Below are 13,746 nucleotides of genomic sequence, written 5' to 3' on the forward strand. Positions count from 1 at the left end.
GGAAGGGCCCCGCGGCACTCGCCGCGGGGCCCTCCTGCGTCCCGGTGTCCGGCCGGGGCTACTCCGTCTTGATGGCCGTCAGCATGTTCAGCCGGGCGGCGCTGCGGGCCGGCCACATCGCGGCCAGCACGCCCACCAGCGCGGCCAGCAGCAGGAAGACGCCGATCCGGCCGAAGGGGACCACCAGCTCGTAGCCGGGGATCTGGGTCTTGATGGTCTGGCCGATCGCCCAGGCCAGGAAGGTGCCCAGGCCCACGCCGAGGACCGCGCCGAAGAGCGAGATGGCCACGGCCTCCAGCCGGATCATGTTCTTGACCCGGGACCGGTCCAGGCCGATCGCCCGCAGCATGCCGATCTCCTGCTGCCGCTCGAACACCGACATCGCCAGGGTGTTGACCACCCCGAGGATCGCGATGAGCAGGGCCATGCCGAGCAGGCCGTACATGATGTTCAGCATCAGGTTGATGATGCCGCCGAAGGTGTTGCGGATGTCCGTCTGGTCCTGGACGCTGACCGCCGGGTTGTTGCCCAGCGCGTCGATGAGGTGCTGCTCGTTGGCCGCGGACTCGCCGCCGGCGGTCTTCACGAAGACCTGGCGGATGTCGGCCTTCTCGCCGCCCGAGTGCCGGTCCAGGAGGGCGGCGTCCATCACGTACGGCGAGACGAACTCGTTCGCCTTGTAGACCGCGCCGACCGTGAGGGTGGCCGTCCTGTCGTCGTCGAAGCGGGCCTTGAAGGTCCCGCCGACACCGATGCCGGCCTTCTTCGCGGTCTTCTCGTCGACCGCGACCTTGCCCTCGCCGAGCGAGGACAGGCTGCCGCTGACCACGTCGAGCTTGAGGAGCTGGTCCAGGCCCTTCGGGTTGACGCCCGAGGCGGAGTGGTACGTCTCGCCGATCCGGAAGTACCCGGACTGCTGCGGGCTGACGGCCTGGACGCCGGGGGCCTTCTCCAGGGCCGGCAGCACCGACTTGTCGAGGCTGTCGCCGCTGGCCATGGTGACCATGTAGTCGGCCTTGACGACGTCGGTGGTCATCTTGTCGACGGCGGTGCCGACGGTGACGCCGAGTACGGTCAGACCGGTGACCAGGGTCAGGCCGATGGCCAGCGAGGCGGCGGTGACGCCGGTGCGGCGCGGGTTGCGGACGGCGTTCTGCGCGGCGAGCTTGCCGGCCACCCCGAACACCCGCTGGAGCAGCGGCCGGATCGCGGCGATGAAGGGCCGGGACAGCATCGGGATCAGGATGATCACGCCGATGAGGGCGAAGAACGCGCCCGCGCCGATGGTCATCCGGCCGTCGGAGCCCTGCGCGGCGCCGGCCGCCACGGCCGCCAGGCCGAGCAGCGTCAGCACGGCGCCGATGCTGTTGCGCAGCACCAGGGACTTCGCGGAGGCCGGCAGGTGGGCGCTGCCCATGGCCGCGACCGGGGCGATCTTGGCCGTGCGGCGGGCCGGCAGCCAGGCGGCCAGCATGGTGACGACGATGCCGATCAGCACGGCCGTCACGATGGTGGTGGGGGCGATGACCAGCGGACCGGCCGGGATCTTGGCGCCGAAGCTGCCCATGGCGGCGCGCAGGCCGACCGCGAGGCCGATGCCGGCGACCAGGCCGATGGCGGAGGAGATCACGCCGACGAGGAAGGCCTCGGTGAGCACCGAGCGCTTGACCTGGCGGCGGGAGGCGCCGACGGCGCGCAGCAGCGCCAGCTCCTTGGTGCGCTGGGCGACCAGCATGGTGAAGGTGTTGTAGATCAGGAAGACGCCGACGAAGAGCGCGATGAAGGCGAAGGCGAGCAGCACCTGGTTCATGCCGCTCATGCCCTCCTCGATGTCCTTGGCGTTGCGGTCGGCCAGCGCCGCGCCGGTCTCGGCGGTGGCGTGCTCGCCGACCAGCGGCTTGACCTCGGACAGCAGGGTGTCGGCGTCGGCGCCGGGCTTGGCGGAGACCGAGAGCTCGGAGTAGTAGCCGGGCTTCAGGTAGAGCTTCTGCGCGACCTGCGTGTCGAACAGCACCAGGCTGCCGCCGGCGTTGACCTGGCCGTCCTCGGTGGTGAACACGCCGGAGAGGGTGTACTCCTTCACCGGGCCGTTGGTGGCCACCCGGACCTTGTCGCCGACCTTGTAGTCGCCCTTGGCGGCGGTGTCCTTGTCGAGGGCGATCTGGCCGGCCGCGGTCGGGCCGGTGCCCTCGGTGAAGTCGTAGCGGGGGTCCTTGCCGGCCTTGACCGGGGCGTAGTTGGAGCCCTGGTTGGCCCAGCCGTTGCCGATCAGCTTGCCCTTGGCGTCGGCGACGCCGGCGAAGCCGCTGACCCGGCCGGAGACCGCGTCGACGCCCTGGAGGGCCGCGACCTTGTCGACGGTCTTCTGGCTGATGCCGGGCTCGGACTTCTTGCCGTTCTCGTCGCGGACGCTGCCGTACGAGGTGACGGAGACGGCCACGCCGTCGTAGCTCTTGGCGGACTGGCCGCTGAGGGCCTTGCCGAGGGTGTCGGTGAAGACGAGGGTGCCGGAGACGAAGGCGACGCCGAGCATGACGGCGAGGACCGTCATCAGGAGCCTGGCCTTGTGCGCGAGGATGTTGCGCAGGGCGGTACGGAACATGGTGGGTTCAGTCCAGGAGTCTGTGGGGGCTGAGGCGGGCGGGGGCGGTCCGGGGCCTCAGCTGGTGCGGCCCTTGGTGTCGAAGTCCTTCATGCGGTCCAGGACCCCGTCGGCGGTGGGCCGGTACATCTCGTCGACGATGCGGCCGTCGGCGAGGAAGATGACGCGGTCCGCGTAGGAGGCGGCGACCGGGTCGTGGGTGACCATCACGACGGTCTGGCCCAGCTCGCGCACGGAGTTGCGCAGGAAGCCGAGGACTTCGGCGCCGGAGCGGGAGTCGAGGTTTCCGGTGGGCTCGTCACCGAAGATGATCTCGGGGCGGGAGGCCAGGGCGCGGGCCACGGCCACGCGCTGCTGCTGGCCGCCGGAGAGCTGGGTGGGGCGGTGGCTCAGACGGCCGGAGAGGCCGACCATCTGGATGACCTGCTCCAGCCACTGCTTGTCGGCCTTGCGGCCGGCGATGTCCATGGGGAGCGTGATGTTCTCCAGGGCGGTCAGCGTCGGCAGCAGGTTGAACGCCTGGAAGATGAAGCCGATCTTGTCCCGGCGCAGCTGGGTGAGCTGCTTGTCCTTCAGGGAGCCGAGCTCGGTGCCGCCGATGGTCACCGAGCCGGAGGAGAAGGTGTCCAGGCCGGCGACGCAGTGCATCAGCGTCGACTTGCCGGAGCCCGACGGGCCCATGATCGCGGTGAACTGGCCCTGGCCGAAGTCCACGGACACCCGGTCCAGGGCGACCACCTGGGTCTCGCCGTGGCCGTACACCTTGGACAGCTCCGTGGCGCGGGCGGCCACGGCGGTGCTGCGGGCGGAGAGGTTCATGGTGGTCACGGATGTGCTCCTGTCGGGGCGGGGGACGCGGTGCTGCGGGACCTTTCCATCGTGTCCTGCCGCGGCGTCCGTGGGATCAGCCGCCGTACCCAATCGGAGCCCCACTGGAGTCTGACCGGAAGCGGTACCGCCTCCTCCTTTGGTATGACGGACGGCGGCCGGGGCGGTACCGGCGAGGGGGGTGGCCGCGGGTGGCGCGGATGCCGTCGAAATCCCGTCAATCCGTATGTGCGAAGTCGGACTGCACAGATGGTCCAGACCCGGTGTTCTTGCGCCTGACGTCCACTCAAGCATCAATAAAATCGGACAACATCGAGAAGATCGCCAACTGGGACCAGGATCCTTCCGGTTAGGCTCGACCCTGTGTTCAAGGGCTTTCCAGGGAGCCGCCTGCCTGGCCCGGATGGTGGAATGCAGACACGGCGAGCTTAAACCTCGCTGGCCTACGCGGCCGTGCCGGTTCAAGTCCGGCTCCGGGCACCGCTTTCTATAGATGCTCTACCGGAATTCAACGCCCCTCCCGACCTTGCCCGGGAGGGGCGTTCCGCTTTGTTACCGATCAGTTTTATCGTGCTTCACGAAAAAAGTCGGTTGACCGGTTTTTCGCGCAGAGGTTCAGAAAATCCCATTGACGGTCGTGGCCCAGCCCGAGCTCCCGGCCAGCAGCGGAAGACCGGGCCCCTTCGCGCCACCCGGGTGGAACAGCAGGCACCCGGTGGGGCAGGCCCGCGACGCGGGCTTGCCGTGGGCGTCCCGGTAGGTCACCTTCGCGGCCGGATCCGCGGCGGTGGTGGCCCAGACGTCCCCGAGACCCGCGCCGGCGGTCGGGCGGAACTGCCGGTAGGCGACCGTGGCGCCCGTACGGGGGTTCCTGTACGAGGCACGCACCACGCGCCCCTGGACGTTGCCGGCCGAGGCCAGCAGCGGCCGCCGGGCCGCGGTCCACGTCTCGGTGCCGTACGAGGTCCGGGCACCCAGCGAGTACCGGCCGTGCGAGACCCGCCCGGCCCGCAGCCCGAGGCGGCCGCTCCGGTCCTCCCGCACGACCAGGTCCTTGACCCCGTCCCCGTTCTGATCACCGACCCCGAGCACGGTCACCCCCGCCCACCCGCGCGCGCCGAGCACGAGGCGTCGGTGCACTCCCGGACCAGCAGGTCGTTGCCGTTCCTGCGGCCGAGGGCCTTGTCCAGGTCCAGATCGCCCGGGGTGAGGAGCTGCCGGACCCGGGACCAGTCCTGGAGGGGCCGCCCGTGCGCATCGCGGCGGACGAGTTCCTGGCGGCCCCACTGGAGCGGGCCGCCGGTCCCGTCGTTCGGGATCAGGAAGAGCTTCTTGCCGCCGGCGAAGCGGACCAGGAAGTCCTCGTACCCGTCGGCGCTCCCGAAGCCCGGGCCGAAGTCCCCGCCGTGGGCGATCAGTGCGCCCTTCCAGCCGGAGCGACCGACGGTGCGGCTCGTGCCGAACCGGCCGTCACCCCGGCCCGGGTAGAGGCGCAGCGTGCCGCCCGACGTGGTGGCCAGCATGTCGGCGTAGCCGTCCCCGGTCAGGTCGCCCAAGGGGTCGCCGTAGGCGGGCCCGTCGGCCGGGGTGCGGTTCGGGGGGTAGACGAAGTCGGGCTTGCTCGTCCGGAGCAGGCGCATGGAGATCGACCTTCGGGATACGAGGTGGACGGGGCGCCTGAAGGCTAGGGACGGACCGCAGCGTTCAGCAGTGCCTTTCCGGTCCCGGGCGGGCCGTGTTCCGGCAGCTCAGAGGGCATGTAACCGGACACCGGCGCGACTGCTCCGGCGGCCGGCGGGGCCCGCGCCGGCCACCGGAGTGTCCGGAAAGGGTGGGTGGGAGGTGGCGGGAAAGATCCTCCTTGAGCAGTAGGGTGATTTTTTTGCTAACGCATTACTCTTGACGCAAGGCCGCGCTCGGTGGCCATGGAGGAGTGAGGATGAGGAGCAGCAACCCGGTCTTCTCGCGACGGGGCTTCAGCCGCGACAACGGCTACGCGGGATTCGACGCGCAGCAGGTGCAGGCCGGGACCGCGACCAACCCGTACGCGACCAACCCGTACGCCGTCGACCCGCAGACCGGCACCGCCCCCGCGCGGACCGGCGCGATGACGATCGACGACGTCGTCAGCCGTACCGCGATGACCCTCGGCACGGTCATCCTGACCGCCGTGCTGGCCTGGACGCTGCTCCCGGTCGACGCGGCGAACCTGAACAAGTCGTACGGCATCGCCGTGGTGTCCGCGCTGATCGCCTTCGTCCTCGCGATGGTGCAGTCCTTCAAGCGCAAGCCGGTCCCCGCGCTGATCCTGGCCTACGCCGCCTTCGAGGGCGTGTTCCTCGGCGTCATCAGCGCCGCGACCAGCACGTACATCGGCGCCGGCGTGGTCATCCAGGCCGTGCTCGGCACCATGTGCGTCTTCGGCGCCGTGCTCTTCGCGTACAAGATGCGCTGGATCCGCGTCAACCGCCGCTTCTACGGCTTCGTGATGGCCGCCGCGCTCGGCTTCGTGCTCCTGATGGTCGCGAACTCCCTGTTCGCGATCTTCGGCGGCGGCGACGGCCTCGGCTTCCGCTCCGGCGGCCTCGGCATCGTCTTCGGCATCATCGGCGTCGTCCTCGGCGCCGCCTTCCTCGCCATGGACTTCAAGCAGGTCGAGGACGGCGTGACCTACGGCGCCCCGCGCCAGGAGGCCTGGCTGGCCGCCTTCGGCCTCACCATGACCCTGGTGTGGATCTACCTGGAACTGCTGCGGCTCTTCCAGATCCTCTCCGGCGACGACTAGCCGGACCGGCCGGCCCCCCGGCCCCGGCGGTACCGGCCCGCACCGGCGGTACCGACCCGCACGCAAAGCCCCCGCGAGCTCCGCTCGCGGGGGCTTTCGCCGTGGGTGGGAGGGGGGAGGTCCTTTCGGCTAGCCGAGCTTTCTGGCGGCCCGGCGCAGGTCGTACTCGTGGATGATGGCCTTGGCCTGCCCGTACGAGAGCTCGTGCGCCCCGCGCAGCCAGTTCATCTTCTCCTCGAAGTTGGTGAGGGAAGGGCCGTCGTCAACGGTGCGGAGCCAGTCGGAGAGGTCACGACCGGTGGTTTCGGGAATGCGGGAGAGCATGTTCCGGTGGGTTTCCTCGGAGAACTCTTGGGACATGGGCGCCTCCGGACGCATGGGACGTACCTGGTTCTCTTCACGCCACCGTGCCCGAGCATTCGCCCGTTGGCAACACTGCCGGGCGGGCGCGTAGGGTCGCGGCGTGCTCGATACCTCACCGCTGACCGCCGCCGTGGAACGATTCGCCGACCGGCTGCGGGCCGCCCCGCAGAGCCGGCTCCAGCGGGGTGCCGCCGCCGAGGGACTGGCCCTCGCCCGCGAGCTCGCCGACCGTGCCCGGCACCTCGAAGGGGGCCCGCCGCGGGAGCTGCCGGAGGCCGGCATCTTCGTGGTGGGCGACCAGGTCGCGGTGGCCGGCCGGGACCTCGCCGAGGCCGTCCGGACCGCCCCCCGGGACGCGGGAACGGCCCCGTCCGTGGAACTGGACGAGGCCGTGCGACTGGTCGGCGAGGCGGAGCGGCGGGCGCTGGGCTGACCCGGCCCGGCGGGCGCCGGGCGGCCGGGGCCCGGAGGCCCCGTACCCGCGTCAGAGGGAGGCGATGACCCGGTCCGCCAGGATGTAGACGTTGTTCTCCGGGTCCTCGGCGTCCCCGCCGCAGGAGAAGGTCAGCGCGTACGCACCGGAGATGCCCGAGCCGCCCAGCAGCACCGGGGCCGTGCCCGAGCGCAGCGCCTCGGCCAGCCGCTCCGCCGTCTCCCGGTGGCCCGGGGTCATGCACAGGGTCGTGCCGTCGGTGAAGACGTACACGTCGAGGGTGCCCAGCGGGCCGGGGCGGACGTCCGCCAGCGCGGTCCTGGCCTCGGCCAGCTCCTCGAGGCGGTTGACCGTGCGCTCGTGGTCGGCGTTCGGCGAGGCCTGCACCGGTACGAAGTCCGGGTGCGAGGGGTGCCGCCGGCGGGCCGCGGCCAGCTCGGGGGAGTCCTCGGGGTACTCCGGGTCGGCCGGCTCGTCCAGCAGCGGCTCCAGACCCACCAGGTCCGCCTGCCGGGGCAGGTAGACCGGGTTCTCCTCGCCCAGCCCGGGCAGACCGCCCAGCAGCGAGCTCGGGGCCTCGCCGGCGAACCGGGGGGCCGCGTCGGCCGCGTCCCGGGCCTCCTGCGCCGCCCAGAAGGCGCGGGCCTCGGCCAGCTCCCGCTCCCGCTCCTCGGCCAGGGCCTCGGCCACCGCGGCTCGTATCTCCGCGGCGGGGGTGTCCACGGCGTGGCGGGCGTGCGGGACGGTGGTCCCGCGGGGGTGCACCGAGGCTGCGAGTTCGCCGCGCAGGGCGACGACCTGCTTGCGCAGTCCGTGGACGGCGTGCAGCGCAGCGGCGCCCACGGCCGTGGCAGCGGCCGTGGTCAGCAGCAGGGCAAGAGACATGGCGCTCACTGACTAACTCCTGATGTGTTCCGATCCCCCGACTTCCTACATCAGCTTGTCCCGACCTGGGAATGGCTTGCAGTGCATTACGTCACGAATTGGACAGGTCCTTCGTCACAGTCCTAGGGCCTTTACAGCCCCTGACCTGCACATATGCCGATCCCCCAGGACGTAGGTCACATCCTGGGGGAAATTCGGTCACAGGTCGGCCGCGACGGGGTTGGGAACCGGCCCCGGCCGGGACCTCGGCCGATGGGAACGATCCAGGTCAGCCGCTCAGCTCAGCCGCTCGATTCCTTGGTCGCGCTGAGCTTCGCCACCGCTGCGGGCAGGTGCCGCCCTCCTTCGTCGGGCGACCCCTACCCTCCGCTACGGCTCAGCTCAGCCGCTCGATGACCATGGCCATGCCCTGGCCGCCGCCGACGCACATGGTCTCCAGGCCGAACTGCTTGTCGTGGAACTGGAGGCTGTTGATCAGCGTGCCGGTGAGGCGGGCGCCGGTCATGCCGAAGGGGTGGCCGACGGCGATCGCACCGCCGTTGACGTTCAGCTTGTCGATGTCGATGCCCAGGTCGCGGTACGAGGGGATCACCTGCGCGGCGAAGGCCTCGTTGATCTCGACCAGGTCGATGTCGTCGATGGTCAGGCCGGCCCGGCGCAGGGCCTGCTTCGAGGCCTCGACCGGCCCCAGGCCCATGATCTCGGGCGACAGGCCGGAGACGCCGGTGGAGACGATCCGGGCCAGCGGGGTCAGCCCCAGCTCGCGGGCCTTGGTGTCGCTCATGATCACCAGCGCCGCGGCGCCGTCGTTGAGCGGGCAGCAGTTGCCGGCGGTGACCAGGCCGTCGGGGCGGAAGACCGGCTTCAGGCCCTGGACGCCCTCGAGGGTGACGCCCGCGCGCGGGCCGTCGTCGGCCGAGACGACCGTGCCGTCCGGGGTGGTGACCGGGGTGATCTCGCGCTCCCAGAAGCCCTTCTTGATGGCTTCCTCGGCGAGGTTCTGCGAGCGGACGCCGAACTCGTCCATGTCCTGGCGGGTGACGCCCTTGAGACGGGCCAGGTTCTCGGCGGTCTGGCCCATCGCGATGTACGCGTCGGGGACCAGGCCGTCCGCGCGCGGGTCGTGCCAGTCGCTGCCCTCGCTCTGCGCGACCGCGGCGGTCCGGGCCTCGGCCTCGCCGAAGAGCGGGTTGTGGGTGTCGGGCAGGCCGTCGCTGGAGCCCTTGACCGAGCGGGAGACCATCTCGACGCCCGCGGAGATGAAGACGTCGCCCTCGCCGGCCTTGATGGCGTGCAGCGCCATCCGGGAGGTCTGGAGCGAGGAGGAGCAGTAGCGGGTGATGGTGCAGCCCGGCAGGTGGTCCATGCCCATCTGGACCGCCACGATGCGGCCGAGGTTGTGGCCCTGCTCGCCGCCGGGCAGACCGCAGCCGAGCATCAGGTCGTCGATCTCGCGCGGGTCCAGCTCGGGGACCTTGGCGAGCGCGGCCTGGATGATCGTCGCCGTCAGGTCGTCCGGACGGAGGTCCTTCAGCGAACCCTTGAAGGCGCGGCCGATCGGCGAGCGGGCAGCGGAAACGATGACGGCTTCGGGCATCACGGCTCCAGGCGGTGTGGCGGAAACGGGCGGACCGCATGTGAAGTTACCGGTCCGTACGGTCCAGGTCACCGGGCATGCCGTGTGACGAGGGCCGCATCGGGGTGCAATTCCGGGGCTCCGCCCCGGACCCCGCGCCTCAATCGCTGGCGGGGCTGGAAAATCCAGCCCCGCCGGCGATTGAGGCGACCGTCGCGCAGCGGTGGTGCGGGGGATCCGGGGCCGGCCGGGTCACACCTCGGAGGCGTCCGAGGGGGCCGGTTCCTCGACCGTGGCCGGGTCGAGGGCCGGGACCCGGCGGCGGCGGCGGTGCTTGAGGAGGGCCCAGGGGGCCCGGGCGCCGGTGACCTCCGTGCCGCCCACCGAGGCCGCGGCCGAGGCCGCCTGGGCCACCGGCAGCATGTCCTCGTTGCGCGTGGTGTCCAGCCGGTCCGAGCCCGGCCACAGCCCCAGCGCCGCGCACAGCGTCGGCAGCACGGCCATCGCCGCCGTCGCGTACCCCTCGGCGGAGGGGTGGTAGGAGTCCGGGCCGAACATCTCGCGCGGGTTGGCCGCGAACTCCGGGCCCAGCAGGTCGCCCATGGAGACCGTCCGGCCGCCCTGCTCGATCACCCCGATGGTCTGGGCCGCCGCCAGCTGCCGGGAGACCCGCTTGGCCACCCAGCGCAGCGGCTGGTAGACCGGCTCGATGGTGCCGAGGTCCGGGCAGGTGCCGACCACGACCTCCGCGCCGGCCGTCCGGAGCCGCCGGACCGCCGCGGTCAGCAGCCGGACCGACTGGGTCGGCGGCATCCGCCGGGTGACGTCGTTGGCCCCGATCATGATCACGCAGACGTCCGGGACGTACTGCGAGGGGTCCTCCAGCAGCAGCCGCACCTGCCGGTCCAGGTCGTCCGACATCGCCCCGGACATCGCGACGTTGCGCAGGTCCACCGGCCGCTCCGCGACCGCCGCCAGCCCCGAGGCCAGCAGCGCGCCGGGCGTCTGCCTGGCCCGCCGCACGCCCAGCCCGACCGCGGTCGAGTCGCCCAGCATCGCCAGCTTCAGCGGCCGGGCGTCCGGGCCGCCGTACTCCGTGCCGTACCGGCCGTCCGCCCGCGGCGGATCCGGCTGGCCCGTGCCGATCTGCTGCTTCGCCAGCTGGACCTCGGCCAGCACCAGTCCCACCGCGGCGGCGCCGAGCAGACCGATCCCGCCACCGCCGTATGCCGCGCCCGCCGCGATCCGGCGCGCCGTCCTCGCCCTCGACACCGTTCCAGCCACCTCCTCGTCCGGACCCGGCCGTACACGCCTCTACCTGCCCCGTACTGCCGGTCGACCAATCGCTTTCCGCATACTCTGGCCGGACCTCCCGGAGAACCCGTGGAGTCCCCTCCCTGGAGAACATGGTGCAATTCCACGACTCGATGATCAGCCTCGTCGGCAACACCCCGCTGGTGAAGCTCAACCACGTGACCGAAGGCATTCAGGCGACGGTTCTGGCCAAGGTCGAGTACTTCAACCCGGGCGGGTCCGTGAAGGACCGCATCGCCGTCCGCATGATCGAGGCGGCCGAACAGAGCGGGGCGTTGCAGCCCGGCGGCACCATCGTGGAGCCCACGAGCGGCAACACGGGTGTCGGACTCGCCATCGTGGCCCAACAAAAGGGCTACAAGTGCATCTTCGTCTGCCCCGACAAGGTGTCGCTCGACAAGATCAACGTGCTGCGCGCCTACGGCGCCGAGGTCGTGGTCTGCCCCACCGCGGTCGACCCGGAGCACCCGGACTCGTACTACAACGTGTCCGACCGCCTGGTCCGGGAAACCCCGGGCGCCTGGAAGCCGGACCAGTACAGCAACCCGAACAACCCCCGTTCGCACTACGAGACCACCGGTCCCGAGCTGTGGGAGCAGACGGAGGGGAAGATCACCCACTTCGTCGCGGGCGTCGGCACCGGCGGCACCATCAGCGGTACCGGCCGCTACCTCAAGGAGGCCTCCGGCGGCGCGGTCAAGGTCATCGGCGCGGACCCGGAGGGCTCCGTCTACTCCGGCGGCTCCGGCCGGCCGTACCTGGTCGAGGGCGTCGGCGAGGACTTCTGGCCCACCGCCTACGACGCCACGGTGACCGACGAGATCATCGCGGTGTCCGACAAGGACTCCTTCCAGATGACCCGCCGCCTGGCCAAGGAGGAGGGCCTGCTGGTCGGCGGCTCCTGCGGGATGGCCGTGGTGGCCGCGCTGCGCGCCGCCGAGGGCCTGGGTCCGGACGACGTGGTCGTCGTCCTGCTGCCGGACAGCGGCCGCGGCTACCTCAGCAAGATCTTCTCGGACGAGTGGATGGCCGGGCACGGCTTCCTCGAGGAGGCCGGCCCGGCCGCCCGCATCGGCGCGGTGCTCGCCGACAAGGCCGGTGCCATGCCCTCGCTGGTGCACATGCACCCGGAGGAGACCGTGGGCGAGGCCATCGAGGTGCTGCGCGAGTACGGCGTGTCGCAGATGCCCGTGGTCAAGCCGGGGGCCGGCCACCCGGACGTGATGGCCGCCGAGGTCATCGGCTCCGTGGTGGAGAAGGAGCTGCTGCTGGCGCTCTTCGCGCAGCGCGCCTCGCTCTCCGACCCGCTGGAGAAGCACATGAGCCCGCCGCTGCCGCAGGTCGGCTCCGGCGAGCCGGTGGCGGACCTGATGACCGCGCTCGGCCAGGCCGACGCGGCGATCGTGCTGGTCGAGGGCAAGCCGACCGGTGTGGTCAGCCGCCAGGACCTGCTGGCCTTCCTGGCCAAGGGCGCGAAGTAACCGACCCCGGACCGCCCGCCGTTCGGAGTCGTGCCCGGCACGGTGTCCGAAACGCCGTTCGAAGTGACGTACGAACGGCGGGCGTTCGCTTCGCGCAATCGGTACGGGCGCGTCACGTGAGCGCAGCACCGGCTTAACACGGCTCGGGCACATTGGTGGTCGCCGGCGGGTCTCCGAGGGGCCCGCCGGCCCACCGATCGGCGCCACGGCCTCCGGAGCGGCTCCCGGACCGCACGGGGCGCCCCGGACGCGGGAACCCGGCCCTGACCCGGCCCGCGTCCTCGGGCGGGGTCCGCCGTCGTCCCGCCCCCCGGTTCCCTGCCGGGGGTGCGGCGGCCCCGCCTCACCCCCTCTCCCACGCCCTTCCCGTACCGCTGCGGCTTGCCGTCCTGCATAGATGAATGCAGAGTGCAGGGTGACTGAATGGATCGGGCGGGGGCGGATGGACGGGAGGGGCGGGATGACCGGCGAGATCACCGGCGGCCCGGGCGAGGGCCCGGCCGCGCGGCTGCAGAAGCTTTTCGAGGGGCACCGGCTGACGCCGACCCAGCGGCGGATCGCGCACTGCATGGTGCGCGGGGCCGACGACGTGCCCTTCCTGTCGAGCGTGGAGCTCGCGGAGCTGGCCGGGGTGAGCCAGCCCTCGGTGACCCGCTTCGCGGTGGCCCTGGGCTTCGACGGCTACCCGGCGCTGCGGCGCCACCTGCGCGAGGTGGCCCCGGCCGGCGGGCGGCCCGCCGCGGCCGAGACCTCGTACAACTCCTACCAGCAGGCCGTCGAGGCGGAGATCGAGAACCTGCGGCACCTGTCCGCGATGCTCGCCGACCCCGGGCCCGCCGAGCGGGCCGGCCGGCTGCTGGCCGCCTCCCGGCCGCTGCCGGTGCTGGGGCTGCGGGCCGCCTCCTCGCAGGCCCGCGGCTTCGCGTACTTCGCCGCCAAGGTGCACCCGGACGTACGGCTGCTCGACGAGGGCGGCACGATGCTGGCCGACCGGATCGACGCGGCGGTCCGGGCCGGGGCCTCGGCCCTGCTCTGCTTCGCGCTCCCGCGGCATCCTCGGGAGGTCATCGAGGCCCTGGAGTACGCCCGGGCGGCCGGGCTGACCGTCGTCACGGTCGCCGACTCGGCCTTCGCGCCGGTGGCCCGCCACTCCGACCTGCTGATCCCGGCCGCGGTCGGCACCGGACTGGCCTTCGACACCGCCTGCGCCCCGATGCTGCTGGGCCGTGTCCTCCTCGAAGCCATGGCCGACGCCCTCCCCGACGCCCAGTCCCGCCTGGAGCAGTTCGACACGAGCGCGGCGGCGCGGGGCCTCTTCGTGGAGTAGGCCATGCCGCTTCGGCGCGGCGGCCGGTCGTGGAGCGGCGGTGCCGGGCTACGGGGCGGAGCCCCGCTGTACCCCTACCAGCCCCGCCGGCGTTTGAGGCGACCGTCGCGGAGCGGCGGTGCGAGCCCGGGCTGCGCCCGGCATACCAGCCG

At 71.9% G+C, this 13,746-nt stretch carries 12 protein-coding genes and 1 tRNA gene; 5 read left to right on the plus strand and 8 right to left on the minus strand.

Annotated features, from left to right (window positions below; translation table 11 throughout):
• Nucleotides 1-58: 58 nt before the first annotated feature.
• The gene (locus tag AB0O40_RS28560) at nt 59-2,602 is read right to left on the minus strand and encodes an FtsX-like permease family protein (RefSeq protein ID WP_365047720.1); all 2,544 of its coding nucleotides are present in this window, start codon (nt 2,600-2,602) and stop codon (nt 59-61) included.
• Between the two features lie 57 nt (nt 2,603-2,659).
• Entirely contained in the window at nt 2,660-3,430 is a 771-nt protein-coding gene (locus AB0O40_RS28565; protein ID WP_365047722.1) for an ABC transporter ATP-binding protein, read from the minus strand.
• Nucleotides 3,431-3,827: 397 nt separating this feature from the next.
• Between AB0O40_RS28565 and AB0O40_RS28570 the strand changes: the two genes are divergently transcribed.
• A tRNA-Leu gene (locus tag AB0O40_RS28570) sits at nt 3,828-3,910 on the plus strand.
• 135 nt (nt 3,911-4,045) lie between these two features.
• Here AB0O40_RS28570 and AB0O40_RS28575 read toward each other — a convergent pair.
• Nucleotides 4,046-4,528: a hypothetical protein gene (locus AB0O40_RS28575; protein WP_365047724.1), complete on the minus strand. Its 483-nt coding sequence runs from the start codon at nt 4,526-4,528 to the stop codon at nt 4,046-4,048.
• The gene (locus AB0O40_RS28580) at nt 4,525-5,070 is read right to left on the minus strand and encodes a VCBS repeat-containing protein (RefSeq protein WP_365047726.1); all 546 of its coding nucleotides are present in this window, start codon (nt 5,068-5,070) and stop codon (nt 4,525-4,527) included. The genes AB0O40_RS28575 and AB0O40_RS28580 overlap by 4 nt, the downstream gene beginning before the upstream one ends.
• A 299-nt stretch (nt 5,071-5,369) precedes the next feature.
• On the opposite strand from AB0O40_RS28580, the gene AB0O40_RS28585 reads away from it, so the two are divergent.
• Nucleotides 5,370-6,215 carry a Bax inhibitor-1/YccA family protein gene (locus AB0O40_RS28585; protein WP_365047728.1) on the plus strand — a complete coding sequence of 282 codons (846 nt, stop codon included), beginning with the start codon at nt 5,370-5,372 and terminating at the stop codon, nt 6,213-6,215.
• Between the two features lie 129 nt (nt 6,216-6,344).
• Here the strand turns inward: AB0O40_RS28585 and AB0O40_RS28590 are convergent, their stop codons facing one another.
• Nucleotides 6,345-6,575 (minus strand): DUF4287 domain-containing protein, encoded by a 231-nt coding sequence (locus AB0O40_RS28590; protein WP_365047730.1) that lies wholly within the window; start codon nt 6,573-6,575, stop codon nt 6,345-6,347.
• Between the two features lie 103 nt (nt 6,576-6,678).
• Here AB0O40_RS28590 and AB0O40_RS28595 point away from each other — a divergent pair, with 103 nt between their 5' ends.
• Nucleotides 6,679-7,011 (plus strand): hypothetical protein, encoded by a 333-nt coding sequence (locus tag AB0O40_RS28595; protein ID WP_365047732.1) that lies wholly within the window; start codon nt 6,679-6,681, stop codon nt 7,009-7,011.
• 51 nt (nt 7,012-7,062) lie between these two features.
• On the opposite strand, the gene AB0O40_RS28600 is transcribed toward AB0O40_RS28595, so the two are convergent.
• The 3 genes from AB0O40_RS28600 to AB0O40_RS28610 all read right to left on the minus strand — a co-directional run bounded on the left by AB0O40_RS28600 (nt 7,063) and on the right by AB0O40_RS28610 (nt 10,744).
• Nucleotides 7,063-7,896 (minus strand): hypothetical protein, encoded by an 834-nt coding sequence (locus AB0O40_RS28600; RefSeq protein WP_365047740.1) that lies wholly within the window; start codon nt 7,894-7,896, stop codon nt 7,063-7,065.
• Nucleotides 7,897-8,272: 376 nt separating this feature from the next.
• Nucleotides 8,273-9,493: an acetyl-CoA C-acetyltransferase gene (locus AB0O40_RS28605; RefSeq protein WP_365047734.1), complete on the minus strand. Its 1,221-nt coding sequence runs from the start codon at nt 9,491-9,493 to the stop codon at nt 8,273-8,275.
• 231 nt (nt 9,494-9,724) lie between these two features.
• Nucleotides 9,725-10,744 carry an SGNH/GDSL hydrolase family protein gene (locus AB0O40_RS28610; RefSeq protein WP_365047736.1) on the minus strand — a complete coding sequence of 340 codons (1,020 nt, stop codon included), beginning with the start codon at nt 10,742-10,744 and terminating at the stop codon, nt 9,725-9,727.
• 137 nt (nt 10,745-10,881) lie between these two features.
• On the opposite strand from AB0O40_RS28610, the gene AB0O40_RS28615 reads away from it, so the two are divergent.
• Complete coding sequence (locus tag AB0O40_RS28615; RefSeq protein WP_365047742.1) at nt 10,882-12,267, plus strand: cystathionine beta-synthase; 1,386 nt, start codon at nt 10,882-10,884, stop codon at nt 12,265-12,267.
• 460 nt (nt 12,268-12,727) lie between these two features.
• Nucleotides 12,728-13,594 carry a MurR/RpiR family transcriptional regulator gene (locus tag AB0O40_RS28620; protein ID WP_365047738.1) on the plus strand — a complete coding sequence of 289 codons (867 nt, stop codon included), beginning with the start codon at nt 12,728-12,730 and terminating at the stop codon, nt 13,592-13,594.
• Nucleotides 13,595-13,746: the final 152 nt, after the last annotated feature.

The sequence above is a fragment of the Streptomyces sp. NPDC089919 genome (assembly GCF_040684615.1).
Taxonomy (GTDB): Bacteria; Actinomycetota; Actinomycetes; order Streptomycetales; family Streptomycetaceae; genus Streptomyces.